This window comes from Streptomyces sp. DSM 106670, from assembly GCF_055792845.1.
Genome location: NZ_CM147704.1, coordinates 3,242,564 through 3,268,613, shown reverse-complemented (window position 1 = coordinate 3,268,613; position 26,050 = coordinate 3,242,564). Strand labels below are relative to the sequence as shown.

At 71.7% G+C, this 26,050-nt stretch carries 21 protein-coding genes; 14 read left to right on the top strand and 7 right to left on the bottom strand.

Annotation, left to right across the window (positions count from 1 at the left end; translation table 11 throughout):
• Positions 1–23 precede the first annotated feature (23 nt).
• Both ACSMXR_RS14435 and ACSMXR_RS14430 read right to left on the bottom strand, forming a co-directional pair.
• Positions 24–3,344 carry a hypothetical protein gene (locus ACSMXR_RS14435; RefSeq protein WP_473172028.1) on the bottom strand — a complete coding sequence of 1,107 codons (3,321 nt, stop codon included), beginning with the start codon at positions 3,342–3,344 and terminating at the stop codon, positions 24–26.
• 101 nt (positions 3,345–3,445) lie between these two features.
• Positions 3,446–3,799 carry a hypothetical protein gene (locus ACSMXR_RS14430; protein WP_240806055.1) on the bottom strand — a complete coding sequence of 118 codons (354 nt, stop codon included), beginning with the start codon at positions 3,797–3,799 and terminating at the stop codon, positions 3,446–3,448.
• Positions 3,800–4,126: 327 nt separating this feature from the next.
• Between ACSMXR_RS14430 and ACSMXR_RS14425 the strand changes: the two genes are divergently transcribed.
• Positions 4,127–5,347 (top strand): S1 family peptidase, encoded by a 1,221-nt coding sequence (locus ACSMXR_RS14425; RefSeq protein WP_473172027.1) that lies wholly within the window; start codon positions 4,127–4,129, stop codon positions 5,345–5,347.
• Between the two features lie 60 nt (positions 5,348–5,407).
• On the opposite strand, the gene ACSMXR_RS14420 is transcribed toward ACSMXR_RS14425, so the two are convergent.
• A complete protein-coding gene (locus tag ACSMXR_RS14420; protein ID WP_218526077.1) occupies positions 5,408–6,511 on the bottom strand; it encodes a helix-turn-helix domain-containing protein in 1,104 nt (367 codons plus the stop codon).
• A 138-nt stretch (positions 6,512–6,649) separates the two neighbouring features.
• On the opposite strand from ACSMXR_RS14420, the gene ACSMXR_RS14415 reads away from it, so the two are divergent.
• From ACSMXR_RS14415 to ACSMXR_RS14405, 3 genes are all read left to right on the top strand, one after another.
• Positions 6,650–8,206 carry a sigma-70 family RNA polymerase sigma factor gene (locus ACSMXR_RS14415; protein ID WP_473172026.1) on the top strand — a complete coding sequence of 519 codons (1,557 nt, stop codon included), beginning with the start codon at positions 6,650–6,652 and terminating at the stop codon, positions 8,204–8,206.
• Between the two features lie 58 nt (positions 8,207–8,264).
• A complete protein-coding gene (locus tag ACSMXR_RS14410; protein ID WP_381910166.1) occupies positions 8,265–8,744 on the top strand; it encodes a GNAT family N-acetyltransferase in 480 nt (159 codons plus the stop codon).
• Between the two features lie 103 nt (positions 8,745–8,847).
• Positions 8,848–9,633 carry an SAM-dependent methyltransferase gene (locus ACSMXR_RS14405; RefSeq protein ID WP_240806053.1) on the top strand — a complete coding sequence of 262 codons (786 nt, stop codon included), beginning with the start codon at positions 8,848–8,850 and terminating at the stop codon, positions 9,631–9,633.
• Between the two features lie 61 nt (positions 9,634–9,694).
• On the opposite strand, the gene ACSMXR_RS14400 is transcribed toward ACSMXR_RS14405, so the two are convergent.
• Positions 9,695–10,189, bottom strand: coding sequence for a GNAT family N-acetyltransferase (locus tag ACSMXR_RS14400; protein WP_137234655.1), 495 nt, complete (start codon positions 10,187–10,189; stop codon positions 9,695–9,697).
• Between the two features lie 50 nt (positions 10,190–10,239).
• Between ACSMXR_RS14400 and ACSMXR_RS14395 the strand changes: the two genes are divergently transcribed.
• Complete coding sequence (locus ACSMXR_RS14395) at positions 10,240–11,055, top strand: exodeoxyribonuclease III (RefSeq protein ID WP_473172025.1); 816 nt, start codon at positions 10,240–10,242, stop codon at positions 11,053–11,055.
• A 54-nt stretch (positions 11,056–11,109) separates the two neighbouring features.
• Here the strand turns inward: ACSMXR_RS14395 and ACSMXR_RS14390 are convergent, their stop codons facing one another.
• A complete protein-coding gene (locus ACSMXR_RS14390) occupies positions 11,110–11,751 on the bottom strand; it encodes a MerR family transcriptional regulator (RefSeq protein WP_030078478.1) in 642 nt (213 codons plus the stop codon).
• 168 nt (positions 11,752–11,919) lie between these two features.
• On the opposite strand from ACSMXR_RS14390, the gene ACSMXR_RS14385 reads away from it, so the two are divergent.
• From ACSMXR_RS14385 to ACSMXR_RS14370, 4 genes are all read left to right on the top strand, one after another.
• Positions 11,920–13,521: a flavin-containing monooxygenase gene (locus ACSMXR_RS14385; protein ID WP_473172024.1), complete on the top strand. Its 1,602-nt coding sequence runs from the start codon at positions 11,920–11,922 to the stop codon at positions 13,519–13,521.
• Positions 13,518–14,471: an alpha/beta fold hydrolase gene (locus ACSMXR_RS14380; protein ID WP_137234652.1), complete on the top strand. Its 954-nt coding sequence runs from the start codon at positions 13,518–13,520 to the stop codon at positions 14,469–14,471. Before ACSMXR_RS14385 ends, ACSMXR_RS14380 begins: the two co-directional genes overlap by 4 nt.
• Positions 14,468–15,361 carry an SDR family oxidoreductase gene (locus ACSMXR_RS14375; protein WP_473172023.1) on the top strand — a complete coding sequence of 298 codons (894 nt, stop codon included), beginning with the start codon at positions 14,468–14,470 and terminating at the stop codon, positions 15,359–15,361. Before ACSMXR_RS14380 ends, ACSMXR_RS14375 begins: the two co-directional genes overlap by 4 nt.
• Positions 15,362–15,471: 110 nt before the next feature.
• Positions 15,472–15,666: a hypothetical protein gene (locus tag ACSMXR_RS14370; protein WP_137234650.1), complete on the top strand. Its 195-nt coding sequence runs from the start codon at positions 15,472–15,474 to the stop codon at positions 15,664–15,666.
• A 168-nt stretch (positions 15,667–15,834) separates the two neighbouring features.
• Here the strand turns inward: ACSMXR_RS14370 and ACSMXR_RS14365 are convergent, their stop codons facing one another.
• Positions 15,835–19,239 (bottom strand): S41 family peptidase, encoded by a 3,405-nt coding sequence (locus ACSMXR_RS14365; RefSeq protein ID WP_473172022.1) that lies wholly within the window; start codon positions 19,237–19,239, stop codon positions 15,835–15,837.
• A 184-nt stretch (positions 19,240–19,423) separates the two neighbouring features.
• Between ACSMXR_RS14365 and ACSMXR_RS14360 the strand changes: the two genes are divergently transcribed.
• Together ACSMXR_RS14360 and ACSMXR_RS14355 are read left to right on the top strand one after the other, a co-directional pair.
• On the top strand, positions 19,424–19,996 hold the full coding sequence (locus tag ACSMXR_RS14360) for a TetR/AcrR family transcriptional regulator (RefSeq protein WP_137234648.1): 573 nt from the start codon (positions 19,424–19,426) through the stop codon (positions 19,994–19,996).
• Between the two features lie 121 nt (positions 19,997–20,117).
• On the top strand, positions 20,118–22,352 hold the full coding sequence (locus ACSMXR_RS14355) for an MMPL family transporter (RefSeq protein WP_473172021.1): 2,235 nt from the start codon (positions 20,118–20,120) through the stop codon (positions 22,350–22,352).
• 219 nt (positions 22,353–22,571) lie between these two features.
• Here the strand turns inward: ACSMXR_RS14355 and ACSMXR_RS14350 are convergent, their stop codons facing one another.
• Positions 22,572–23,003 (bottom strand): SsgA family sporulation/cell division regulator, encoded by a 432-nt coding sequence (locus ACSMXR_RS14350; protein ID WP_137234646.1) that lies wholly within the window; start codon positions 23,001–23,003, stop codon positions 22,572–22,574.
• Positions 23,004–23,254: 251 nt separating this feature from the next.
• Between ACSMXR_RS14350 and ACSMXR_RS14345 the strand changes: the two genes are divergently transcribed.
• From ACSMXR_RS14345 to ACSMXR_RS14335, 3 genes are read left to right on the top strand one after another with little or no spacing between them, the layout of a single operon-like run.
• Entirely contained in the window at positions 23,255–24,316 is a 1,062-nt protein-coding gene (locus tag ACSMXR_RS14345) for an energy-coupling factor ABC transporter permease (RefSeq protein WP_218526087.1), read from the top strand.
• Position 24,317: 1 nt separating this feature from the next.
• Positions 24,318–25,079, top strand: a complete 762-nt coding sequence (gene cbiQ, locus ACSMXR_RS14340; protein ID WP_137234644.1) for a cobalt ECF transporter T component CbiQ — start codon at positions 24,318–24,320, stop codon at positions 25,077–25,079.
• Positions 25,067–25,870 carry an energy-coupling factor ABC transporter ATP-binding protein gene (locus ACSMXR_RS14335; RefSeq protein ID WP_473172020.1) on the top strand — a complete coding sequence of 268 codons (804 nt, stop codon included), beginning with the start codon at positions 25,067–25,069 and terminating at the stop codon, positions 25,868–25,870. Before cbiQ ends, ACSMXR_RS14335 begins: the two co-directional genes overlap by 13 nt.
• Positions 25,871–26,050: the final 180 nt, after the last annotated feature.

The following is a 26,050-nucleotide window of genomic DNA, read 5'->3' as shown; positions in this document are numbered from 1 at the left end:
CGCGCCCACCTCGCGGAGCGCGCCTAGTCCTCGTTCCGGGACAGGTCCGCCAGCAGGGGCAGATGCTCCGGGGCCACCCCGGCGACGGCCTCGACCAACTGGTCCCAGGGGCCCAGGGCCAGTGCTTCGACGAGGAGAAGGCGGGCCGGCGGGGTGGGGCCGAGCGAGCCCGCGATCGCCCCGAGGGCCTGGCTGCGGTGGTCCGGCCCGGTGAGGGCGTCGGCAAGGGCCCGGGCTTCCTCCGTCGCGCCGGAGCGGGCCGCGGCCCGGACGACGGCGACCGTGCTCCTTTCGCGCAGGGCGGGGGTGGAGATCTCGTCGAGGAGGGCGACGGCACGGGGGAGGTCGCCGGCGGATGCCGCGCCCGCGGCGATGTGGCCGAGGCTGCGTTCACCCGCGAACGTGCCCGTGATCGCGTCGGCGATGAGCTGGGGCCGGTCCAGATCGCCGGTCTCCACCAGCTTCTCCGCGACGGTGGACAGGAAGTCCCCGTCCCCCTCGTCCTCCGGCAACGCACTCGTCAGAGCCAGGGCCCTGTCGAAGTCCCCGGCCGCGACAAAGGCCCCTGCGGCGTTGTACCGGTGCCAGCTCTGCTCGTACGGGCTGTCCAGGGTCTCCGCCCTGTCCAGCAGCTCAAGAGCCACCTCCCGGGCCCGGTCCGGGCTGCCCGTCTCCCCGAACGCCTCGGCGATGTTCCGCATGGAGTCGGAGTACTGCTCGCCGTCCGGATCCTGCCGGGCGGCCTTGAGCATGGCGGAGAGCAGGGCTTTCTTCTGCTCGTCGCGCCCTGTGCTGTGCAGACCCCTGGCGACCTCCGCCAGAGACAGGATGCTGGTGCAGTCGTCCGAGCCCGTCTCGGCCGCGGCCGAAACCGAGGCCGCGGCCCGGCGGAGCAGCCGGTGGGCCTGGTCATCGGCGCCCACCGAGGCCAACGCCCGGACGACCGCGATCTGTGCGGTCAGAGTGCCGCGAGGGGTGCGGCTGTCCCGGGCCAGGTCCGTCGCCGTCTCCACCAGGGTTCCGGCGCGTTCCCCGTGGCCCGACCGAAGCAGCAGTTCGGCCGTACCGGTCAGGAGCCGTACCCGCTGGCCGGGGTCCGGCACTTCGTCGATCGCCTCAAGACCGCGCTGGGCCAGTTGTGCTGTCCGCGCCGGACCGGCGGACTTCGCCAGAGCCCTACCGATGGCGGTGAGCACACTGGACCGGTGCATCGGCTCGATCAGCCGGTCGACCAACGTCAGCGCGGTGTCCGGGTCACCGGTTTCGGCCGTCGTGAGGGCGATGGCGTACAGCCCGTCGTCATGGTCGAACGGGTCCGGAACGAACCGGTCGATCATCGCCGCGGCGCGCTCCTGCTGCCCTGTCGCCGCCAGGCCCGCGGCCACCTGAGGGAAGAGCCAGCTGACGCCCGGTGGATCGTCGATCGTTCCCGCCAGCTCCGCCGACCTGCGCGCGAACTCGGCTGCCGTCGCCGCGAGAAGGGGCGCCTTCGTCAGCCGTACGGCGATGTGGCTGAGGTTCTGGAACTGCCGGTATGGCCTTTCGCCCGCACTGGCGCACACGGCGCGTTCGGTGGCTTCCGCTGCTCGCCGGTCGTTTCCGAGCAGCGAGAACGAGCAGGCCAGGTCGGCGAACAGCTCGCCCTGCGTGACGGTGTTGGGCGTGGCCGCGACAGCCCGTGCCGCTTCGACGGCATGCCGGGTGACGGCGTCCTTCCCGCCCGCCCGGTGCCATGCGCCCGCCTCGGTCACGGCCTTGACGGTCGCGACGAGAGCCTCCGCCAGTCGCTCTGTCGTCTCCACGTGTGAGGCCGTCCGCAGCGCCTCCGTGTACTCGCCCGCCTCCGCCAGCCCGTTCGCGACCGCGCCCAGGACGCGGTCCCGGTGTTCGCGGCTGTCCGCGTCCTCCGCCAGCGCTTCTGCCTGCTCCCGGTGACCGGTGGCGGCGAGGTGGGTGGCGACGGAGGCCAGGGCGCTCATCCGGTCGTACGGATTCCGCAGCGACTTCGCCATGCTGACGGCCCGCCCGGTGTGCCCGAGCCGGGCCCACAGGCCGATGAGGTCGGGCGGCAGAGCACGGGTCCGTTCGTGCAGCCCGTCGCGGGCGGCGGCCAGGCGCAGCGCGGCGGAGACGTCCACGTCCCCGTTCCGTCTGCCGTCCGACAGCAACTGGTCCAAGGAGGCCGACAGTTCGCCGAGTGCTTCGAGGTCGGCCCCGGTGACCTGCCACAGCCGCTCGTGCCGGGCGGGGTCGCAGACCAGCTCCACCAGCCGCCTCGTGTCGCCCAGTTCGCGCAGGAGCTGGGCGTAACCGCGCAGCAGATACTCGGGCGTCGTGGCGGGCCAGCCCCCGCTCCGGTACGTCTGGGCCCATCGGTGCAGACGTGTGCGGCAGTCCGCCAGCTCCGCGTCGGTGATGAGATCCGCCGCGCTCCGCTGGATCTCCTCATGGGCCAGGAGGTAGACCTCGGGGCCGTGGGACGCCCAGTGCACGGAGCGGCGGCGGAAGCTGCGGCCGGTCACCGCCGACAGTTCGCGCTCCACGAGGCGGGGGCGGCTGCCGGTCAGTTCGGCGATGTCGCTCGCGCTGAGACCACCGCCCGCCGCCACCGTCAGACCGACCAGCTCACGCCCGAGTCCGCCGCCGTCGAGCAGGCGCAGCAGATTCTGCTCCGCGTCCCAGCGGACCGCCTGGGCGTACGGGGAGTGCGCCAGCCAGTGGTTGATCTCCGTGGTCCGCAGCGGATGGTCGCCGGGCACGTCGTCCGGAACCGGCGGGTGCGGGCGTCCCGCCACGATGATCCGCATGCCGTGCGGGGGCGTACGGGGCAGCAGCGCGGCGATGCTGTGGCAGCCAGGACCGGCGGTGACGCCGTGGTCCTCGTCCAGCCCGTCCACCACCAGGACGAGCCGTCGGCCCTCCGCCGCGCAGCGCTCCGCCGCACGGTCCAGGGCGAGCCGCAGCTGTTCGTCCCGCGTGGCCGGCGTGCTCAGCGGCTCCTCCTCCCGCAACAGGGCGTACAGCTGCCGCTGGACGACCTCGCAGAAGGCGGCGGCGTCGTTCTGGCCCGCCATACGGGAGGTGATGAAGAACGCGACGACGTCGATTCCGGGCGGCGGATTCAGGACGAACTCTGCCAGCAGGGCGGACTTTCCGGCCCAGGCGGGGGCCAGCCAGCGCCAGTAGTTCCTTTCGGATATGTCGTCCGTACGCGCCTCCGTGCTGAAGGACGCCAGTTTCGAAAGCTCGACCTCACGTCCCCGGAAGTCGGCCGCGGCCACCCTCTCGACCTGGAGCAGATAGCCCGACACCGCGGGCTGTCGCGGGGGAGAGGAAAGGGTCACCGGGCCGTTGATGACCCCGGTGTTAGAGAGAGCGGCGCCCCCTTGTGCCGAGGCGTCGCCCGTTCCCTTCGCCCCGATCCTGCCGCCGGTCACAGCTCCGCCTACCCCTGCCGGAATCCGGTGTTCGCGCTGCCCCCGTCGGCCTCCGCGTCGCCGGTGTCGCTGACGGACACCGAGCCGGGCGCGGTGGGGGAAGCCGGAGCGACGAAGCCGGTGTTGGCCTCGCCGCCGCCGCGGGACACCGCCCTTCCCGTGCCCGAGACCTGCACGTCAGGGCCCCGGGCCGGGCCGAGCGCCCCATACACGCCGACTCCCAGGGCGGCCACGCCCACCACGGCGGAGATCACTCCGGCCACCTGGTCGGCCCGGTCCCAGCTGAGGAAGGACAGCACTCCCGCGAGCACGGCGACCGCCAGGCCCGTCCACATCAGTACGGCTCTTCGGCCTCTGTTCACGCCGGTGTCCCCCCTCATTCGGAAGGCAACTCTACTGCTGGGGAATGGTGCTGGGGGCGGACTCCGGAGCGGGCGTACGACCCGGCGCAAAGGTCCGCACCAGCGCTTTTCGCCGATCTCTCTACAGTTCTCGGCCAGTTCTGTAGAAAAGAGCCCCACCGCCACTTCTTGTCGCGGCAGTTCCGGCTGCGCCAGAGTTCGAGGCGCGGCGACAGGAACATGTCATCGCCGCCGGGCAGTGTCCATGGAACACATCGCGCTTCCCCAGGCGCGGTGTGGCCACCCCCCCATTGTCTGGACGCTCGCCTGCGTAGCGGAAGGAATCGCGTGAAGCACAGCAGGAAGAAGAACGCGCGCAGATACATCGTGGCCGCCTCGATCGGCGCCCTTCTGTCGGCCGGAGTCGCCACAGGGGCCTACGCCGGTTCGACGTCGGATTCCTCGGCTCCCTCGGCCCCGGCGTACCAGCCGGAGATGGTCAAGGCGCTCGCCACCACCCTGGGCGTCAGCGAGAAGGCCGCAGTGCAGCGGCTGGACCGCGAGGCCCAGCAGCAGGACCGGTTCGCGGAGCTGCGGAAGGACCGGGTCGACACGCTCGGGGCCTTCTTCACCGCCGACGGTTCGCTGGTCGTCAACGCCGCCGACGCGGAGGCGGCCGACGAGGTCCGCGCCGCGGGCCTCAAGGCCCGGGTTCCCGAGCGCGGTGAGAGCATGCTCGACCGCATCAAGGCCGAGCTCGACGCCAAGGCGCTCAAGAGCGCCCCGGCCGGGGTGTCCGCGTGGTCCGTCGACCTCGCCTCGGACACCGTGACCGTCGAGGTCAACGGTGACTCCGACGCCGCCACCCGCAGCTTCCTCAAGGCCGCGAAGAGCAACGGCGACGCCGTACGCGTGGTCAAGGGGCAGGAGAAGCTGGAGACCCAGGCCGTCGTTCCGCCCGGCAGCAGGATGACCTTCAACGGCTACCTCTGCTCCGTCGGCTACGGCGCCAAGGACCGTAACGGCAACCAGGTGCTCGTCACCGCCGGGCACTGCATCGAGGACCTGCCCGAACTGGCCTACAACGGCACCCGGTTCGCCAAGGGCACCCACACCCGCTTCGCGCTGGGCACCCGCAGCGTGGACATGGGCATCGCCGCCGTCGACTCCGGCAACTCGATCGGCCTCGACGTCACCACGTACGGCAGGGCCGGCACCGTCCCGGTCAAGGGCAGCAAGCGGGCCCCCTCCGGCGCGGCGCTCTGCAAGTCCGGCCAGACCACCCAGTGGACCTGCGGCAAGGTCGGCTCGTACAACGTCAGCGTCACCTACACCGACCAGAACGGCGGCCCGGACACCGTCGTGACCGGCCTGGCCAGCTCCAGCGTCTGCACCCAGGGAGGGGACAGCGGAGGCGCGTACATCTCCGGTGACCAGGCCCAGGGCATGACGTCCGGCGGTCCCAGCAACCAGCGCTGCAACGGCCAGGTCAACTCGCCCGGCTCGTCCTACTTCCAGCCGCTCGACGACGCCCTCGCGTACTACGGGCTGACGCTCAACACCAAGTAGTCCCACCGCGGGAACAGACCGGCAGAAAAGGCCACCCCCCAGACGCGGGAGACCGTCCACTCATCCTGGGCGGTCTCCCGTTCCACTTGGTTCCGTTCCACTTGCTTCCGTTCCGCCCGTTCCGCTTCCGTAGTCCCACGCCACTCCGTGGACACCGGGCTTGCACCGGGAGGTGAGCACATGGACGTTGTGCGCGTCGCTCAGCGGGATACGCCGCCGGCCGCGCGGCGGGTCGCCGACCTTCTCCCGGACGTAGCGGTGGCAGTCCGTCGGCAGGGCGGCCGGATGGAAGAAGACCTGCTGGAGGTATTCGTGAAGGTTCGTCCGCGACCAGCGCTCGTAGTGGGTGGCCGGAGTGTCGGACGGGCTCACATCGACCGCGTAACTCACCACCGTCGTATCCAGCTTGGCCAGTTCCCGGCCGAAGTGGATCTCCAGCACCAGGGATTTGAGCCCTTTCAGATACGTGGCCTCGACGAGACGTCCGCAGGTGACCCTGATGTCGACGGGCTCGGCCGCCTCGTCGTCGAAGCTGAGCACGAAGATCGCCCGGTCCGCCCCCGCCCGGCTGGCCCGCAGCACGTTCGTGGTGGAGATCCCGCTCAGCGTCCCGGTCTCGCCGACCCGGACGATGTCGTGGACCATCAGCGAGCTGGTCTCCTGGTTGAAGTGGCGGAAGCGCGCGCCGAGCGCCTTCTCCACCACCGAGTCCTCGCCGAGGATCTGCAGCGCCGCCCCCTCCGCGTCGGGCGGGGTGGTCCGGCCGCGCGGGCGGCGCGGTCCGAGCAGCGAGCGCAGGGCTCCGGCGGGCAGCTCCAGGATCTCCTCCAGCACGTCCACCGCCCGCAGGGAACGGGCCCGTTCGGGCTGGCTGCGGCCGCGCTGCCAGCTGCTGAGGGTCGCCTGGCTGATGGTGATGCCGCGCACCCTGAGCCGCTCGCTCACCCGCTCCAGGGACAGCCCGCGGCGGTTCAGCGCCTCCCGCAGGACGCCGGGGAAGGTGTCGGCGCCGGTCGCCGCCGCGTGCAGGGCCGAGGTGGTGATGGCCTCGCCCGTCCGCGCCGCGGTGACATGCGCCTCGGTGGGGCGTGGGTCGGTGAGGCACGTATCGGTGACCCGCGCTTCGGCTGCGCGCGTCTCGTCGGTGTCCGTTCTGCTCGACATGTCCCTCCCGTTTCCGGCACTCTCTCGGCGGGACGGCCGACAGGCCCCCGCATACTGGTGGACCACCGGACGGGTGGCGGATAACAAATCCCTCAGGGGTGACCTGTCCCACATCCGGCGGCGAACCGAACGAAGGGCGTGAACGGCGTGGACAGCACCGCTCTGGTCATCGCGGCGAGGAACGGCGACCGGGCCGCCGGGGAACGGCTGGCCGCCCAGTACCTCCCCCTGGTCTACAACGTCGTCGGGCGCGCCCTCAACGGCCATCCGGACGTGGACGACGTCGTGCAGGAGACCATGCTCCGGGCGCTGTCCGGACTGCCCTCGCTGCGCGATCCCGCCCGCTTCCGCTCCTGGCTCGTCGCCATCGCCATGAACCAGGTCCGCACCCGATGGTCCGGTCTCGGCCACCGTCCCGCCCCGCTGGAGGAGACCAACGACCCCGCTGACCCCGCCGCCGACTTCGTCGACCTGACGATCCTGCGCCTCGAACTCTCCGGGCAGCGGCGCGAGACGGCCGAGGCGACCCGCTGGCTGGACGACGCCGAACGCGATGTGCTGTCGCTGTGGTGGCTGGAGACGACCGGTGACCTCACCCGGTCCGAGCTCGCCGAGGCGCTCGGCCTTTCCCCGCAGCACGCCGCCGTACGCGTCCAGCGGGTGAAGAACCAGCTCGACGTCGGCCGCGCGGTCGTCCGGGCCCTGGCCGCCGACCCCCGCTGCCCGGCCCTGGAGGACCTGCTGGGCGACTGGGACGGTACGCCGACGCCGCTGTGGCGCAAGCGGATCGCCCGCCATGTACGCGGCTGCGCCTCCTGCTCCGACGGCAGTGCGGGGCTGGTTCCGCCGGAGGGACTGCTCTCCGGGCTCGCCCTCGTGGTGCCGCTCTACGACAGCGGGCAGTCGGCGGCGGCCTTCGCCTCCTCGGCCTCGGCATCGGCCTCGTCCGCCGCGCCGGCCACCGCGTCCGCCATGACCTCGTCGGCCGCCGCCCCCTCCGCGACCGCCCCTTCCGCGTCCGCCGCGTTCTCGGTCGGCAAGGCGGCGGGGCTGATAGCCGGGGCGGCCGCCGTGACCGCCCTCGCCGTACTGATCTGGCCCTCCGCCCCCGCCCCGCCCGAAGCCCGGGGCGGCGGCGTCACCCACAGCCCCGCGCCCCCGCCGCCCGCGGACGCCCCCGCCGAGCCGCCGCCCTCGCCCTCCACGGTCCCGCCCACGCCTTCGCCGTCGCCGAGCCGGACCGTCGCCGCCTCCCGGCCGCCGGCCGCCACCCCCTCGCCCTCCGCGTCGCCCGCGCCCAGCAAGCCGCGTCCCGGCCCGGACACCGGTGTGGTCACCCGGGTCAACACCCTGCGCGCCGCGAACGGCTGCCCGGAGCTGGAGACCGACCCCCGGCTGACCGAGGTCGCCCAGCGGCACTCCGAGGACATGGCCGCACAGAACTACTTCGGCCACACCGACTCCTCGGGGCAGGGCGCGGGCGACCGGGTCGGCGCCACGGGCTACGACTGGTCGGCCGTGGGCGAGACCATCGCGACCGGGATGAGCGATCCGGCGGCGGTGGTCGAGGAGTGGCGCAACAGCCCCGGCCGCGACGACGACATCTTCAACTGCGACTTCGTCCACGTGGGTGTGGGCATCGCCGACTCCCCGCGCGGCCCCTACTGGACCCAGGTGCTGGCCACTCCGAGGTGAGCGGCCGGGGGCCGGTTGTCAGTGGCGGGTGCCAGACTCGGTCGGCATGGGGAACAGCATGGGAAACAGGTCGGACAGGACGAACGGTGTGCGGCTCAGGGACGTCGTGGAGGCGGACCTGGAGGCGTTTCTCGCGTACGAGCACGACCCGGAGGCGGTCCGCAGATCGCGGTTCCCTCCCCGGGAGCGGGACGCGTTCATGGCGCACTGGAGGACGCGGGTGCTGGGCGACCCCGCGAACCTCGTGCAGACGGTCGTCGTGGACGGCGAGCCTGCGGGGAACATCGTGGCCTGGTGGGAGGAGGACCGGCGCTTCATCGGCTATTGGTTCGGCCGTCCGTACTGGGGCCGGGGCATCGGCACCGAGGCGCTGACCGCGTTCCTGGAGCGGGAGACGGTCCGCCCGTTGTACGCGGACCCCGCCGTCGGGAACACCGGATCGGTGCGCCTGCTGGAGAAGTGCGGTTTCGTGGCGACCGGCACGGTGAAGCACGGGGAGAACGAGCACGTCCTCCTGGTGCTGGGCGGGGGTGCGTGATCAACCGACCTGCCCGGGTGGTTACTTGACCGTAGGGCGGCGTACGCTTTCCGGGGTGCCGGCGGAGGTCCCGGCCCCCGTTCCGTACGGAGGAGTGGGTTCTGTGACGTCCGCCCCGCAGCGCGACCCGATCGACACGAGCAAGCCCCATCCCGCGAGGGTCTACGACTGGCTGCTCGGCGGCAAGGACAACTACGCGGTCGACCAGGAGGTCGGGGAGAAGCTGCCCGCCGAGGCGAGGGCCAACGCCGCGCGGAACCGGGCCTTCATGCACCGGTCCGCCGCCTGGCTGGCGCGGCAGGGGGTGGACCAGTTCCTGGACGTGGGCACCGGGATACCGACCGCCCCCAATCTCCACCAGATCGTCCAGCGGATCACTCCGACGGCCCGGATCGTCTACGCGGACAACGACCCCATCGTCCTGCGGCACGCGGAGGCGCTGCTGGTCAGCAGCCCCGAGGGGGCGACGGACTATCTGCACGCGGATGTGCGCGAGCCGGAGGCGATCCTCGGACAGGCGAGGAAGGTGCTGGACTTCGACCGGCCGATCGCCCTGTCGCTGATCGCGCTGATGCACTTCCTGCGGGACGAGGAGGATCCGTACGGCATCACGCGGACGCTCGTCGGCGCGCTGGCCCCGGGCAGCTTCCTCGTGCTGTCGCACGGCACGGCCGACCAGCACCCGGAGCTGCGGGAGGAGACGGAGAAGGCGTACCGGAAGGGGGCCATCGCCCTGCGGATGCGGACCCGCGCGGAGGTCGAGCCGTTCTTCGAGGGGCTGGAGCTGGTCGCGCCGGGTCTGGTGCCCGCCGCCGAGTGGTACCAGGAGCAGCCCGCGCCCGCCCAGGAGCGCAGTGGGTTCTACGTGGGGGTCGCACGGGTGCGCTGACCGAGGGTCGCGCGGGTGTGCCGTCCCCCGCCCCGGAGGCCGGTGTCCCCGGGGCGAAGGATCACGCTCCGGGCTGCCGGAGCGGCTTGGCCATGCAGATGCTGCTGTCGTACTCCCGGTAGTGGCCGAACTTCACTTCGCAGACGGTGTAGCCGCACGAGGTGTACAGCGCGACGGCCTCGGGCTGCTGGTCGCCGGTCTCCAGGACCATCCTGGTCCGGCCCGCGGCCCGGGCGTCCTCCTCCAGGGCGGCCAGCATCCGCCGGGCCAGGCCCCGGCCACGGCCCTCGGGGATCACGAACATCCGCTTGATCTCGGCGTCGCCGTCCTCGTAGCCGTCGGCGTTGCGGTTCTGGGTCCGCCAGCCGCCGGTCGCCACCGGGCGCTCCTGCTCGTCGTAGGCGAGCAGATACAGACCGTGCGGCGGTACGAACATCGACGGGTCGAGCGGTGTGACATCGCCCTCGTCGCCGTAGCGCTCGGCGTATTCGAGTTGCACCTGGTCGTTGAGTTTGACGGCGTCGGGGTGGTCGAAAGGCCGCGTATGAATAAGCATGCTATGTATCGTACATCTATGCGTAGGGGTGGAGTGGGTACTGTTTCGGGATGCTCACAGTGACCTCCGTGAATGTTAATGGGCTCCGCGCCGCCGCCAAGAAGGGCTTCGTCGAGTGGCTGGCGGAGACCGACGCCGATGTGATCTGCCTCCAGGAAGTGCGGGCCGAGCTCGTCCAGCTGCCCGAAGGGGTGGGCACCCCCGAAGGGTGGCACACCGTCCACGCGCCCGCCGCCGCCAAGGGCCGCGCCGGCGTCTCGCTCTACTCGCGGCAGGCCCCCGAGCGGGTCCAGATCGGCTTCGGCGGCTTCGGGGTGCCCGGCGCCGAGGAGTTCGACACGAGCGGCCGGTATGTGGAGATCGACCTCCCCGGCGTCACCGTCGCGAGCCTGTATCTGCCCTCCGGCGAGGTCGGCACCGAGCGCCAGGACGAGAAGGAGCGCTTCATGGCGGCCTTCCTGCCCTACCTCCAGGGTCTGAAGAGCCGGGCGGCGGCGGACGGCCGTGAGGTCGTGGTCTGCGGTGACTGGAACATCGCCCACCAGGAGGCCGACCTGAAGAACTGGAAGGCCAACCGCAAGAGCTCCGGCTTCCTCCCCGAGGAGCGTGCCTGGCTGACCCGCGTCCTGGAGGAGGCGGCGTACGTCGACGTCGTGCGCCGGCTGCACCCGGACGTCGAGGGGCCGTACAGCTGGTGGTCGTACCGGGGGCGGGCCTTCGACAACGACAGCGGCTGGCGGATCGACTACCAGATGGCGACCCCGGGGCTGGCCGGGCGCGCGGTGAAGGCCTGGGTCGAGCGGGCCGCCACGCACGGCGAGCGCTGGAGCGACCATGCGCCGGTGACGGTCGTCTACGAGCGGTAGGGCCTCTCGCCCCGGCCCTGCGGTACGGGCGGTGGCCCTGCGGTACGGGGGCCGTTACGCCTTCGGAGGCTGTGTGCCGTCCTCGCGGCGCAGCCTCCGGTCCAGGGCCATCGACAGCTCCGCGTCCACCACCGCGCGGGCCAGCGGCCGCAGTTGGGCCGGTTCGGTCTCGGCGGCGTGGGCATGCAGTACGCGTACGAAGATTTCGGCGAGCGCGTCCGCGTGCTCGCGGACGCGGCGGCCCGAGGAGAGCACCGTGGACAGCGGCACCCCTTCCCGTACGAGCTCGGCCGACACCTCCAGGAGGCGGCGGCTGATGTGCACGATCTCGTCCCCGTCGGTGGCGAGATAGCCCAGGTCCAGCGCGGTGGCGAGGTTCTCCGGCGTGACCTCGCCCTCGAAGTAGTCCGCGAGCTGTTCCGGGGTCAGGCGGACCGGGGTCTCCTCGGTCGGCTCGCCCAGGCCCAGCACCTCGGCGACATCGCGGCCGCTCTCGAAGGTGGCGGCCAGGTCGGCGATGCCGTTGAGGGTGTGGCCGCGCTCCAGCAGGCCCGCGATGGTCCGCAGCCGGGCCAGGTGGTGGTCGTCGTACCAGGCGATGCGGCCCTCGCGGCGAGGCGGTGGGATCAGCCCGCGCTCCCGGTAGAAACGCAGGGTCCGCACGGTGATGCCGGCCTCCTTGGCCAGCTCCTCCATACGGTATTCGCGGTGCTCGCGTCCTTCAGCCACAGAGGCACCCTATGTTGTACCGCCGGTAACTTTCCTCGGTCCGCCCCCTACCCATCAGTACGGTCCTGCTCTACTCTCCGAACAATGCCAGTGATTGCTGGCAGAGTCGTGTGACGTACCGCGGGAGGCGGCAGCATGGCCCAGCAGGAACACGTACGTGTGGCGGTGATCGGAACCGGATTCGGGGGCCTGGGGGCCGCCGTCCGGCTGCGCCGCGAAGGCATCACCGATTTCGTCGTCCTGGAGCGGGCCGACTCGGTGGGCGGCACCTGGCGCGACAACAGCTATCCCGGCTGCGCCTGCGACGTACCGTCCCACCTCTACTCCTTCTCCTTCGCCCCCAACCCCGACTGGCCGCGCACCTTCTCCGGGCAGGAGCACATCCGCGCCTACCTGGAGCGCGTCGCCGACACCTTCGGGATCCGCCCGCACATTCGGCTGAACCACGAGGTGAAGCTGATGAGCTGGGACAAGGAGAACCTGTACTGGGTGATCGAGTCCGCCAACGGGTCGGTGCTCCACGCGGATGTCGTCATCTCCGCCACCGGGCCGCTCTCCGACCCCAAGATGCCGGACATACCCGGGCTCGACTCCTTCCCCGGCAAGGTCTTCCACTCCGCGCGCTGGGACCACGACTACGACCTGGCCGGCAAGCGCGTCGCGATGGTCGGAACCGGCGCCTCCGCCATCCAGATCGTCCCGGCGATACAGCCGAGGACCGCGAAGCTCACGCTCTTCCAGCGCACCCCGCCCTGGGTCATGCCGCGGATGGACCGCACCATCAGCAAGGCCGAGCGCGCCCTCCACCGGGCGGTCCCCGTCACCGGCACCGCGCGCCGCGGACTGCTGTGGGGCATAAGGGAGTTGCAGGTCAGCGCCTTCACCAAGCACCCCGACCAGCTGGGCCTGGTGGAGAAGATAGCCAAGTCCAACATGGCGCGGGCGATCAAGGACCCGGACCTGCGGGCCAAGCTGACCCCGGACTACCGCATCGGCTGCAAGCGGATCCTGCTCTCCAGCACGTACTACCCGGCGCTCGCCCAGCCCAATGTGGACGTGGTCGCCTCCGGTCTCAGCGAGATACGCGGCAACACGGTGGTCGCCGCCGACGGCACCGAGGCGGAGGTCGACGCGATCATCTTCGGCACCGGCTTCCATGTGACGGACATGCCGATCGCGGAGCGGGTCGTCGGCGAGGAGGGCATCACGCTCGCCGAGTCCTGGAAGGACGGGATGAACTCGCTGCGCGGCGCGACCGCCGCCGGGTTCCCCAACTGGATGACGATCATCGGCCCCAACACGGGCCTCGGGAACTCCTCGATGATCCTGATGATCGAGTCCCAGCTGAACTACATGGCCGACTATCTGCGGCAGTTGAACGTCCTCGGCGGCCGCGCCGCGCTCGGCGCCCGGTCCGCCTCCGTCACCGCGTGGAACGACAAGGTCCAGCAGCGGATGAAGCGCACGGTGTGGAACACCGGCGGCTGCACCAGCTGGTACCTGGACGAGTCGGGCCGCAACACCACGGTCTGGCCGGGCACGACGGGTGAGTTCCGGCGGCAGACGCGTTCGGTGGACCTCGCGGAGTACGACGTCATCCGGGCCGGCACGGCGGGCGGAGCACAGCGGGCCGCCGGATCCGGGCGCGTACCCGAACAGCCCGGCCGCACCGACCGTGAGGCCGTGACCGCCGCCGCGCCGGAATCCGGTCCCGTCGCCGAGGAGGCCACGCGATGAGCCGCCTCCTGCACCGCGACGCCGTACCTCCGGTGCCCGCCGCCGAGTTGACCGTACGGTCGGCCGACGGCTCGCGGATACACGTCGAACTGCACGGCCCCGAGGACGCGCCCGCCGTCGTCCTCGCCCACGGCTGGACCTGCAACACCCGCTTCTGGGACGCCCAGATACGCGAACTGGCCGCCGACCACCGGGTCATCGCCTACGACCAGCGCGGCCACGGGCTCACCCCCGAACCGGGCCCCGGCGGCTACAGCACGAACGCGCTGGCCGACGACCTCGAAGCGGTCCTCGCCGGGACGCTCGCCCCGGGCCGCAAGGCGGTGCTCGCCGGGCACTCCATGGGCGGGATGACGCTGATGGCCGCCGCCGCCCGCCCCGGGCTGCGCGAGCACGCCGCCGCCGTTCTGCTCTGTTCCACCGGCAGTACGCGGCTGACCGCCGAGGCGCGCGTCCTGCCGCTGCGCGCGGGCGCGCTGCGCACCCGGCTCACCACCGCCGTACTGGGCGCGAAGGCGCCGCTCGGCCCGGTCACCCCGGTCTCGAAGAAGATCCTCAAGTACGCGACGATGGGCCGGGGTTCGGCTCCGGACCGGGTCGACGCCTGCGCCCGCATCGTGCACGCCTGCCCGCGCCGCGCGCGGGTGGAGTGGGGCCATGTGCTCGCCGAACTGGACCTCGCGACGGGCGTACGCGAGCTGCGGGTGCCGACCGCGGTGATCGCCGGCACGGACGACCGGCTGACCCCGCCGGTCCACGCCCGGACCATCGCCGCCGCGCTGCCGGTCGGCCTCGGCCTGACCGAGCTGGCCGGCATGGGGCACATGACGCCGGTGGAGGCCCCGGAGGCCGTCACGGCGAAGATCAGGGAGCTGGTCACCCGGTACGTCGCCACGGGGGCGGCCGCCACGGGCACGGCCGCTACGGCGGAGAGGGAGGATGTCGCATGAGCAGCAGGCGGAATCTGGAGGGCCAGGTCGTCGTCGTCACCGGCGCGGCCCGGGGCGTGGGCGAGCTGCTGGCCCGCAAGCTCTCCGCGCGCGGAGCGACGCTCGCCCTGGTCGGGCTGGAGGCGGACGAGCTGAAGCAGGTCTCCGAGCGGCTGCACGGCGAGAGCGACCACTGGTTCGCCGACGTCACCGACCACGCGGCGATGTCCCAGGTGGCACACGAGGTGAAGGAACGCTTCGGCAAGGTCGACGTGGTCGTCGCCAACGCGGGCGTCGCCTCGGGCGGCCCGTTCGTCGACTCCGACCCGGACGCCTGGCGGCGGGTCATCGAGGTCAACCTCATCGGCGGCGCGGTCACCGGCCGGGCCTTCCTGCCGGTGCTGATGGAGAGCCGCGGCTACTTCCTCCAGATAGCGTCGCTGGCCGCGATCACCCCGGCCCCGATGATGACCGCGTACTGCGCGTCCAAGTCGGGCGTCGAGGCCTTCGCGCACAGCCTGCGCGCCGAGGTCGGCTACAAGGGCGTCAAGGTCGGCGTCGGCTATCTCTCCTGGACCGACACCGACATGGTGCGCGGCGCGGACCAGGACGACGTGATGCGCGAGCTGCGCCAGCGGCTGCCGTGGCCGATGAACCGCACGTACCCGCTCGGCCCGGCCGTCGACCGCATCGTCGACGGCATCGCGCGGCGCTCCCCCCACGTGTACGCCCAGTGGTGGCTGCGCGGCATGCAGTCGGTCCGCGGCTATCTGCCCTCCGTCATCGCGGTCGGCGGACAGCGCGAGATGCGGCGCTTCGAGCCGCGCCTCCACACGGTCTCCAAGGGCTTGGTGGGCGCCGGGGGAGCGGCGGACCAGGACGCACGAGCGGAGCGCGCGGACCGTGGGTGACGGTGGGTAGCGGTCCGAAATGCGTGAGATGTCGGGTCGTGTAACGCTGGGCACGGCCCCGCAGGGGGCCATCCCCCACGTACCCCACGCATCCCACAGGAGTGAACAGCATGGGTATCGCAGACCAGTTCAAGGACAAGGCGCAGGAGCTCGCCGACCAGGCCAAGCAGAAGGCCGGCCAGGGCAAGGACCAGGCCAAGGAGCGCGGCCAGCAGGCCCGCGACCAGAAGTCGGACTCCTCCTCGGGCATGAAGGACCGTGCCCAGGACGCGGCGGACCAGGCGCGCGAGCGTTTTGACCGTTGACGGTCGTTGAGGTGTGACGCGTACGCGCTGCGGTTCGCGCGTGCGTACGCGTTACGTCAGGAGGCGCACCCGGGCGACCGGGGGCGCCTCCTTCTTTGTCCTCAAGCGCCGGACGGGCTGGAGGATGCCCTCAATCGCCGGGCGGGCTGGAGATCGCCGGCGCCGCCCTCAAGCGTTCCGCGGTGGCAGCGGTGGCCTCCTCAGGTTCGGGGCCGTGTCGTACGACGGTGGGGTCGCCGCCGGGTGGGCGGCCAGGAGGTCCAGGGCCAGGCGGACCGCGTCGTCCAGGACCGCGTAGCGGCCCTCCGCCCAGTCCAGGGGGGTGCGCAGGGCCTCCACGTCCGGTTCGACGCCGTGGTTCTCCACCGACCAGCCGTAGGTGTCGAACCAGGCCGCGTTCATCGGGACCGTGATCACCGTGCCGTCGCCCAGCCGGTGGCGGCCGGTCATGCCGACCACGCCGCCCCAGGTGCGCTGGCCCACCACCGGGCCCAGTTTCAGCAGGCGGAACGCGGCGGTGATCATGTCGCCGTCGGAGGACGTCGCCTCGTCGGCCAGGGCGACGACCGGGCCGCGCGGTGCGTTGGAGGCGTAGCTCACCGCCTGGGCGTTGCGGGTGAGGTCCCAGCCGAGGATCTTGCGGGTGAGCTTCTCCACGACCAGTTCGCTGATGTGGCCGCCCGCGTTGCCCCGGACGTCCACGATCAGGGCCGGGCGGGAGACCTCCAGGCGCAGGTCGCGGTTGAACTGGGCCCAGCCGGAGCCTCCCATGTCCGGGATGTGCAGGTAGCCGCACTTGCCGCCGCTCAACTCCCGTACGACGTCACGGCGTTTGGCCACCCAGTCCTGGTAGCGGAGCGGGCGTTCGTCGACCAGCGGCATGATCGCCACCCGGCGGGAGGGGCCGCCGCCCGCCGGGGAGAAGGTCAGCTCGACGGTGGTGCCGCCTGCCGCCGTCAGCAAGGGGTACGGGCCCGTCACCGGGTCCACCGGGCGGCCGTCGACGTGGGTCAGGACCGCGCCCTCGCGGATGCCCGTACCGGCCAGCGGGGAGCGGGCCTTGGAGTCCGAGGAGTCGCCGGGCAGGATGCGCTGGAGCACCCAGGCGCCGTCCCGGCAGACCAGGTTGGCGCCGAGCAGGCCGATCGCGCGCTGGTAGTGCGGCGGGCCCTCGTTGCGGCGGGCGGGGGAGACGTACGCGTGCGAGGTGCCCAGCTCGCCCAGCACCTCACGCAGCAGATCCGCGAACTCGTCGGGCGAGGCGACCCGTTGGACGAGCGGGCGGTACTGGTCCAGGACGCCGTCCCAGTCGATGCCGCACATGTCCGGCTCCCAGAAGTAGGAGCGGATGATCCGGCCCGCCTCGCCGTACGCCTGCCGCCACTCCGCCCCCGGGTCGACCTCGTGCAGGATGCGGCGCAGGTCCAGATAGACCGTGGAGTCGGTGTCGCCCGGTTCCGTGGCCGGTACGGCGCGGAGTTCGCCGTCGTCCATCACGACCAGGCGTGAGCAGTCGCCGCTGACCGCGAACCAGTCCAGGTGGTCGACCAGTTCGGCCTTCCGGGCCTTCGCGATGTTGAAGTGCTCCAGGGTCGGCCGCCCCGACATGTCGGCCGGGTTCGCGAAGGTCTCGCCCAGCGCGCCCGAGATCGGCCAGCGCAGCCAGACCAGGCCGCCGCCGCTCACGGGGGCGAGCGCCGAGTACTTGGAGGCGGAGACCGGGAACGGCGTCACCCGGCTCTCCAGGCCCTCGAACTCCACCATGACCGTGGAGCCCTCGCCCGTACCTCCTGCTTCCGGAACGTCTATCGGGTCCAGGCCGCCCGCCGCCGGGCGCCCGTCCGGCGAGAGCGCGAAGGGCGAGGGCGTCGCCGAGGAGAGCGGGACCAGATACGGGCGGCAGCCGAGCGGGAAGGACAGGTCGCCGGTGTGGACGTCGTACACCGGGTCGAAGCCTCGCCAGGAGAGGAAGGCGAGGTAGCGGCCGTCCTCCGTGAAGACCGGGTTCTCGTCCTCGAAGCGGCCGTTGGTGACATCGACGATCACCGGGGCGCCGGGGCCGGAGATCCGGGCCAGTTTGATCTGCCGCAGCGAGCGGCCGACGCCCGGGTGCGACCAGGTCAGCCAGTCGCCGTCGGGGGAGAAGGCGAGATCGCGGACCGGGCCGTTGACGGAGCGGATCAGCTCGGTGAGACCCGGGTGCTCGTCGACCGGTGCGGCGCTGTCCGGGGTCGCCGCGCCCGTGGCCGAGTGGAGGTCGGCGCGGGTCGAGCCGCTGGGGGCCTTCTCCACGGCTTCCGAGGGCTCTGCGGGCTCCGCCTCGGGCTCCGCCGTGTCCAGGAGCAGCAGGCGGCCGTCGTTCGACGCGATGGCGAGGCGTTCGCCCTCCGGGTCGGAGATCATCTCCTGCACCCGGCCCAGCTGCCCGGTGGCCAGCCTGCGCGGCGGCCGGTCGCCGCTGGCGCGCGGCAGATAGGCGATCTCGACCGCGTCCGGCCCGTCCGCGTCGGTGACGTACGCGACCTGTCCGCCGCTGCCGAGCATCTCCGGCAGCCGCACCCGTACGCCCGGGGTGTCGGCGATGGTGCGGGCGGGGCCGTCGCGGTGGGTGAGCCAGTAGAGGCTGCCGCGTACGGTGACGGCGCTGGCCCGGCCCGTCTCGTCGACGGAGAGCGAGTCGACGTTGCTGGCGGCGGGCACCTGGTGGACGCGCCGGCCGGTGCGCGGGCCTCCGAGGCGTACCTCCAGCTTGCGCGGGGTGGCGTCGGGCGCCTCCAGGTCCTCGACCAGCCAGAGGTCGCCGGCGCACTGGTAGATCACCCGGTGGCCGTCGCTGGAGGCGTTACGGGCGTAGAAGGCGTCGTGGTCGGTGTGGCGGCGCAGGTCGGTGCCGTCCATCAGGCAGGAGTAGAGGTTGCCGACACCCTCGTGGTCGGAGAGGAACGCGATGCGGCGGCCGACGAACATCGGGTTGGCGAGGTGGCCGTCGATGTCCGGGAGCAGGCGTTCGCCGTGCAGCCACAGGCGGCCCATGGCCCCGCCCCGGTAGCGCTTCCAGGCGGCCGGTTCGTGCGGGGGTGTGCCGGTGAGGAGCAGGGTGCGGCGCTCGCCGTCGATGTCGGCGACCGCGATGTCGGAGACCGGGCCCCAGGGGAGCCGGCCGCCGGGGCTGCCGTCGGTGGGGACGCTGTAGGCCCAGGAGAAGTAGGAGAACGGCTGGTTGTGCGAGGACACGGCGAGGATCTGGCAGGCCTCGCCCGGATCGGGGCTCCAGCCGCAGACCCGGGCGTCCGTCGAGCCCCAGTGGGTGAGCCGGCGGGCCGGCCCGCCGTCCACCGGGGCGAGGTGGATCTCGGGGTCCAGCGTGCGCCAGGTCGTGTAGGCGATGGAGGCGCCGTCGGGCGAGAAGCGCGGATGGCTGACCCGGGTCCGGTCGACGGTCACCCGCCAGGCCCGTCCCGGGCGGTGCCCGGCGGGGGCGAGGGGTGCGACCCAGAGGTCGTCCTCGGCCGCGAAGCACAGCAAGTCCTGGTGGAGGTGCGGGAAACGGAGATACGCGACGTCGTCACTCACCCCCCAATGTTTTCGGTGCGCGGAGCCCGGGGCAACTTGTGGTGCACGACACAAGCGAAACGATTTCGTTTCGCTGGGCGATGGGGGTACGGTTCAGGTGTACGAAACAGTTTCGTTCGATGCCGAGCGGGACTGCATGAGCACGAGCGGGACACCGGACAGGTGAAGCGAAGGAGGTCGGCACATGGCACGCACCAGGCTGACCCCCGAGCGTGAGGGCGAGCTCTACGAGGCCGTTCTCGACCTGCTCCGCGAGGTCGGCTACGACGCCCTGACCATGGACGCCATCGCCGCCCGCACCCGGTCCAGCAAGGCCACCCTCTACCGCCAGTGGGGCTCCAAGCCCGAGCTGGTCGCGAGGGCGCTCCGGCACAACAAGCCGGGTGACCTGTCGGACATCGACACCGGCTCGCTGCGCGGCGACTTCCAGGCCGTGCTGAGCCGGACCGACGACTGCCAGATGGAGAAGGACGCCGCGCTGATGCGGGGTCTGAGCCATGCCGTCCATGAGTACCCCGAGCTGCTCCAGGCCCTGCGCGAGCTGCTGATCGAACCGGAGATGACCGGGTTCGACCAGATGCTGCAACGGGCGGTGGACCGGGGTGAGCTGCGTTCGGACAATCCGGCGCTGAAATACATCCCGCACATGGTGGTCGGCGCGCTGGCCGCCCGGCAACTGATCGAGGACCGCCCGGTCGACCAGGCGTTCCTCATGGATTACGTGGACTCCGTGGTTCTCCCCGCCCTCGGTGTCTGACGTCCCCGACCCACCCGCACGGCCCTCTCCCCGACGCTCCACCTGACACGCCGCTCTCGTCGTCGGGCTGGTTCCTCACGCCCGATTTCCACTCATACGACCTGACCGGGAGTACGCCCCCGTGGCCACTTTCCTCTACAAGCTCGGACGGCTCACCTTCCGCCGCCGCGGCTTCGTCGCCCTGATCTGGGTGGCGTTGCTGGCGGTCGCCGGATTCGGTGCGGCCACCGCGTCCACCGCCACCTCCAGTTCCTTCTCGATCCCCGGTACGGAGGCGCAGCGCGCCTTCGACCTCCTGGAAGAGCGCAACCCCGGCGGCAGCGCCGACGGCGCGACCGCCCGGGTCGTCTTCCAGGCGCCCGAGGGCGAGAAGGTGACCGACGCCGGGAACAAGCGCGAGATCAGCGGCATCGTCAAGGAGCTGCAGTCCGGCTCGGACCAGATCGCCGCGGTCGCCGACCCGTTCCAGCAGCAGGCCGTGAGCCAGGACGGTTCGACGGCGTACATCTCGGTCTCCTACAAGGTCAACTCCATGGAGCTGACCGACGCGACCCGGGACTCCCTGGAGGACGTGGGCAAGGAGGCGCAGAGCAGCGGCATGAAGGTGGAGATCGGCGGCGACGCCCTCCAGGTCATGCCGCACACCGGGACCGCCGAGATCATCGGCGTCGCCATCGCCGCCGTCGTCCTCGTCATCACCTTCGGTTCGCTGATCGCGGCGGGTCTGCCGCTGGTGACCGCCCTCGTCGGGGTCGGGATCGGGGTCTCCACGATCACCGCGCTGGCCAGCGTGATGGACCTGGGCTCCACCACCTCGATCCTCGCCATGATGATCGGCCTCGCGGTCGGCATCGACTACGCCCTCTTCATCGTCTCCCGCTACCGCGCCGAGCTGGCGGAGGGCCGGGAGCGCGAGGAGGCCGCCGGACGGGCCGTGGGCACCGCCGGATCCGCGGTCGTCTTCGCGGGCCTGACCGTGGTCATCGCGCTGGCCGGCCTCGCCGTCGTCAACATCCCGATGCTGACGAAGATGGGCCTCGCCGCCGCCGGTACGGTCGCCATCGCCGTCCTCATCGCGCTCACCCTCGTCCCGGCCGCCCTCGGCTTCGCGGGCAAGCGGATCATGGGACGCAAGGCGCGCAAGGCCGCCGAGGCGGAGAAGAGCCCCGAGGCCAAGCCGAACATGGGTACCCGCTGGGCGCGGTTCGTGCTGCGCAAGCCGGTCTGGGTGATGCTCGTCGGCGTCCTCGGCCTCGGCATCATCGCCGTACCGGCCGCCTCGCTGGAGATGGGCCTGCCCGACGACGGCGCCCAGCCGAAGTCGACCACGCAGCGCCAGGCGTACGACATGCTCTCGGACGGCTTCGGCCCCGGGTTCAACGGTCCGCTGCTGACCGTCGTCGACACGAAGAACAGCTCCGACGGGAAGGCCGCCGCCGACCGGGTCGCCGAGGAGATCGAGGCGCTCGGCGTCAGCGCCGTCATCCCGCCCGTCTTCAACAAGGCCGGTGACACCGCGACGATCACGGTCATCCCGAAGGACCGGCCGTCCTCCCACGCCACGGAGGAGGTCGTCCACGACATCCGTGACGCGGGCCAGGACATCAAGGCCGACACCGGGGCCGAGGTCCTGGTCACCGGCGCCACCGCGATGAACATCGACTTCTCGCAGAAGATGAACGACGCGCTGCTGCCCTACCTGGCGCTCGTCGTCGGCCTCGCGTTCCTGCTGCTGATGCTGGTCTTCCGCTCGATCCTCGTCCCGCTGAAGGCGGCCCTGGGCTTCCTGCTCTCGGTGGTCGCGGCGCTCGGCGCGGTCGTCGCGGTCTTCCAGTGGGGCTGGCTCGGCTCGCTCTTCGGCGTCGAGCAGACCGGTCCGATCATGAGCATGATGCCGATCTTCATGGTCGGTGTGGTCTTCGGTCTGGCGATGGACTACGAGGTCTTCCTCGTCACCCGGATGCGTGAGGCGTACGTCCACGGCGAGAGCCCGGGCCAGGCCATCGTGACCGGCTTCAAGCACGGGGCGCGCGTCGTCACGGCGGCGGCCGTGATCATGATGGCGGTCTTCTCCGGCTTCATCGGCTCCAGCGAGCAGATGATCAAGATGATCGGCTTCTCGCTCGCCATCGCCGTCTTCTTCGACGCCTTCGTGGTGCGCATGGCGATCGTGCCCGCCGTCCTGGCTCTGCTGGGCAGGAAGGCCTGGTGGCTGCCGGGCTGGCTGGACCGGGCGCTGCCCAACGTGGACGTGGAGGGCGAGAAGCTGCAGAAGCAGCTGACCGACGAGCCCGGCTCCGGTCAGGGGTCCGGTGACGGCGGCGGCGAGGGTGAGCGCGAGCTCGTCCGCGTCTGACCCGATCGCCGTGAGGCCTGCGAGGTTCGTGAGACCTGCGAGCCCTTCGAGCTCCTGAGCCGTCCGCGCTCCTGAGCACCCCGGCTCCGGGAGCCGCGTCTGAGCGGAGCGCGGCCCCGGAAGCGCCGGTTACCTGTGGGGACGGGGACCGGGGCACAGCGAAAGCCCCCGTGCCGAGACGGCACGGGGGCTTTCCGTGTTTCTCGGGGGCCCGAGGGCTCAGCCGCGGGCCGGCTGCGCGCCTCGCTCCGGGCGGGTGGTGGTGGTTGTGGTCGTACGTGACGGCGGCTGCGGCTCCCGGCCGCCGTCCTTCGGCGCGGCCGACGCCTGCGCGCGGGCGCGGGCGAGGAAGCGCATCAGCGTCCGGATCTCGAACTGGAACACCTCGACGCCATCGGTCGAGTGCAGCTCCACGATCAGCTGCGTACGGCCGCACGGCCAGACGCGGACGGCGCCGCGCTCGATCGGGGTGCGCAGGCCGCGTTCCAGGAGGTCGAGGCCGAACGCCCAGTCGACGCCGTCGGGCAGCCCGATGTGGACGGTTCGCCGTTCGTCGGCCGGGTCGTAGCGCAGATCCACGGGGACCGGACGGGTCAGAGGGCCATCGGTGATGAGCCGGGCCCGAGCATGTACTTCGACGACAGGGGACATAGGCCGGCTCCTCCTATATGTATAGCTCTGCCCTCTAATGTCCCATATTTCACGGAAGCGGCACGGTGAGCGTGTGCTCACGTGACAGCGGGTGAGCCCCAGGGGCACACGCGGCCCAGATGCTGGACTGCTGCTCTTGCGCATGGTTCGCAGGAGGGCACTATTATTGATGGGTTCATGACCCCGCCCCGCAGGACCGCGTCCGCACGGGCGCGGCGACCGCGTGGACCCCGCAGGAAGCGGAGCCTCCCATGCATGTACCCGATGGATTCATCGATGCACCTGTCTCCGTGGCCGCCGGGGTGGTGGCCGCCGGCGCGGTGGCCGTCAGCCTGCGCGGCGCGCGCCGCGAACTGGACGAGCGCACCGCCCCGCTCGCCGGGCTCGTCGCCGCCTTCATCTTCGCCGTACAGATGCTGAACTTCCCCGTCGCGGCCGGTACCAGCGGGCACCTCATGGGAGGGGCGCTGGCCGCGATCCTCGTCGGGCCCTACACCGGGGTGCTCTGCGTCGCGGTGGTGCTGCTGATGCAGGGCATCTTCTTCGCCGACGGCGGCCTCACCGCCCTCGGCGTCAACATCACCGTCATGGGCGTCGTCACCGTCGTCGTCGCGTACGGCCTGTTCCGGCTGCTGACCGGGGTGCTCCCGCGCACCCGGCGGTCGGCCACCGCCTCCGCCTTCGTCGCCGCCCTGGTCTCCGTACCGGCCGCGGCCGCCGCCTTCACGCTCCTCTACTGGATCGGCGGCACCACCGACATCCCGATCGGCAAGGTCTTCACCGCCATGGTCGGCGTACACGTCCTGATCGGCATCGGCGAGGCGGTCATCACCGCGCTGACCGTGGGCGCGGTCCTGGCCGTGCGCCCCGACCTCGTGCACGGCGTCAGCGGACTCGCCGCCCCCCTCAAGCTCCGGATCGACGGCGAACTGGTCGACGCCCCGGCCGCCACCCGCGAGCCCGAGCCCGCCGCAGCCCGCTCCAACCGCGGGTTCTGGATCACCGGCCTCGTCTCGGCCTTCCTGCTCGCCGGGGTCGTCTCCTTCTACGCCTCCGCCAACCCGGACGGCCTGGAGAAGGTCGCCGCCGACCAGGGCATCGACGAGAAGGCCGAGGAGCACGGCGCGGCCGACTCCCCGCTCGCCGACTACGGCGTCGGCGACATCGCCGACGCCCGGCTCTCCGGCGGCCTCGCCGGGGTGATCGGCGTCAGCGCGACCGTCGTCGTCGGCACCGGGGTGTTCTGGGTGGTGCGCCGCCGCAGGGAAGAGCCCGGCACAGCGCCCCACGACCGCGACCACGAGAACGTCTGACATGGGTGCGGGCCACGCCCACAAGCTCTACCGGCAGGGACACTCGCCGGTCCACGACCTGCCGCCGCACTGCAAACTCGCGGCCGTCTTCTGCTTCGTGCTCGTGGTCGTCTCGACCCCGCGCGAGGCGATGTGGGCCTTCGGGCTGTACGCGGCGCTGCTCGCCGCCGTCGCCGCCGTGGCCCGCATACCCGCCGGCTTCCTGCTGAAGCGGCTCGTCGTCGAGGTGCCGTTCGTCGCGTTCGCCCTGCTCATGCCGTTCGTGGTGCCGGGCGAGCAGACGACCGTGCTCGGCCTCACCGTCAGCGTCCCCGGCCTCTGGGGCGCCTGGAACGTGCTGGCCAAGGCCACCCTCGGCGTCGCCGCCTCGGTGCTCCTGGCCTCCACCACCGAACTGCGCGCCGTCCTGCTCGGCCTCCAGCGCCTCAAACTGCCGCCGCTGCTCGTCCAGATCGCCTCGTTCATGATCCGGTACGGGGACGTCGTCACCGACGAGATGCGGCGCATGGCGATCGCCCGCCGCTCCCGGGGCTTCGAGGCGCGCGGCGTACGGCAGTGGCGGGTGCTCGCGGCCTCGGCGGGCGCCCTGTTCATCCGGTCCTACGAACGCGGCGAACGCGTCCACCTCGCCATGGTGAGCCGGGGATACACGGGCACGATGCCGGTGATCGACGAGGTGACGGCGGACCGGACCCAATGGGCGTACGCGGCGACGCTCCCCGTACTCGCGCTCGCGATCTGTCTGCTGGGATGGACCCTGTGACCCCTGCCCTGGAAGACGCCTCGCCGGACACCCCGCCGACCGCCCCGTCGCTCGAAGTCAGCGGCCTCGCCTACGCCTACCCCGACGGCCACCAGGCCCTCTTCGGGGTGAACCTGACCGTCGGACGCGGCGAACGCGTCGCGCTCCTCGGCCCCAACGGAGCGGGCAAGACCACCCTCGTCCTGCACCTCAACGGCATCCTCGACGCCGGCTCGGGCACGGTGCGCGTCGCCGGACTCCCGGTCGCCAAACGGAATCTCGCCGAGATCCGCCGCCGGGTCGGCATCGTCTTCCAGGACCCCGACGACCAGCTGTTCATGCCCACCGTCCGCGAGGACGTCGCCTTCGGGCCGGCCTCCGCCGGGCTGCGCGGCCCGGAGCTGGAGGAGCGGGTGCTGCACGCGCTGAAGCAGGTCGGCATGGCGGAGTTCGCCGACCGGCCGCCGCACCACCTCTCCTTCGGGCAGCGCCGCCGCGTCGCCGTCGCCACCGTCCTCGCCATGGAGCCGGAGATCCTCGTCCTGGACGAACCCTCGTCCAACCTGGACCCGGCCTCCCGCCGCGAACTGGCCGACATCCTGCGCTCCTTGGACGTCACCGTGCTGATGGTCACCCACGACCTGCCGTACGCCCTGGAGCTCTGCCCGCGCGCCGTCATCCTCAGCGAGGGCGTCATCGCCGCCGACGACCGTACGCAGAACCTCCTCTGCGACGAGGAGCTGATGCGCTCCCACCGGCTGGAGCTGCCGTTCGGCTTCGACCCGCGTTCGGTCACCGTTCCATCGCCGTAAACAGATCGTGACAGTGCGGTGGTCACGGCGACCCGCTCCGCGAACACCCCGCCGGGACGTGCACCATGGAGGGATGAGCGGGAGCGCGGGAGTGAGCACGACGGGCGCGGAAGCGGAACCGGAACCGGCCACGGAGGCGAGAGCGGGAGCGGGCACGGACGAGGCGGAGGCCGTGAACGC

What these genes read in the sequence shown, in the direction of transcription:
- ACSMXR_RS14390 (WP_030078478.1), bottom strand. Translation starts at nt 11,751, where the DNA reads ATGGAGGAGCTGGCCAAGGAGGCCGGCATCACCGTGCGGACCCTGCGT.
- ACSMXR_RS14375 (WP_473172023.1), top strand. Translation starts at nt 14,468, where the DNA reads ATGAGCAGCAGGCGGAATCTGGAGGGCCAGGTCGTCGTCGTCACCGGC.
- ACSMXR_RS14380 (WP_137234652.1), top strand. Translation starts at nt 13,518, where the DNA reads ATGAGCCGCCTCCTGCACCGCGACGCCGTACCTCCGGTGCCCGCCGCC.
- cbiQ (WP_137234644.1), top strand. Translation starts at nt 24,318, where the DNA reads ATGGGTGCGGGCCACGCCCACAAGCTCTACCGGCAGGGACACTCGCCG.
- ACSMXR_RS14395 (WP_473172025.1), top strand. Translation starts at nt 10,240, where the DNA reads ATGCTCACAGTGACCTCCGTGAATGTTAATGGGCTCCGCGCCGCCGCC.
- ACSMXR_RS14360 (WP_137234648.1), top strand. Translation starts at nt 19,424, where the DNA reads ATGGCACGCACCAGGCTGACCCCCGAGCGTGAGGGCGAGCTCTACGAG.
- ACSMXR_RS14420 (WP_218526077.1), bottom strand. Translation starts at nt 6,511, where the DNA reads ATGTCGAGCAGAACGGACACCGACGAGACGCGCGCAGCCGAAGCGCGG.
- ACSMXR_RS14345 (WP_218526087.1), top strand. Translation starts at nt 23,255, where the DNA reads ATGCATGTACCCGATGGATTCATCGATGCACCTGTCTCCGTGGCCGCC.
- ACSMXR_RS14385 (WP_473172024.1), top strand. Translation starts at nt 11,920, where the DNA reads ATGGCCCAGCAGGAACACGTACGTGTGGCGGTGATCGGAACCGGATTC.
- ACSMXR_RS14335 (WP_473172020.1), top strand. Translation starts at nt 25,067, where the DNA reads ATGGACCCTGTGACCCCTGCCCTGGAAGACGCCTCGCCGGACACCCCG.
- ACSMXR_RS14410 (WP_381910166.1), top strand. Translation starts at nt 8,265, where the DNA reads ATGGGAAACAGGTCGGACAGGACGAACGGTGTGCGGCTCAGGGACGTC.
- ACSMXR_RS14400 (WP_137234655.1), bottom strand. Translation starts at nt 10,189, where the DNA reads ATGCTTATTCATACGCGGCCTTTCGACCACCCCGACGCCGTCAAACTC.
- ACSMXR_RS14370 (WP_137234650.1), top strand. Translation starts at nt 15,472, where the DNA reads ATGGGTATCGCAGACCAGTTCAAGGACAAGGCGCAGGAGCTCGCCGAC.
- ACSMXR_RS14350 (WP_137234646.1), bottom strand. Translation starts at nt 23,003, where the DNA reads ATGTCCCCTGTCGTCGAAGTACATGCTCGGGCCCGGCTCATCACCGAT.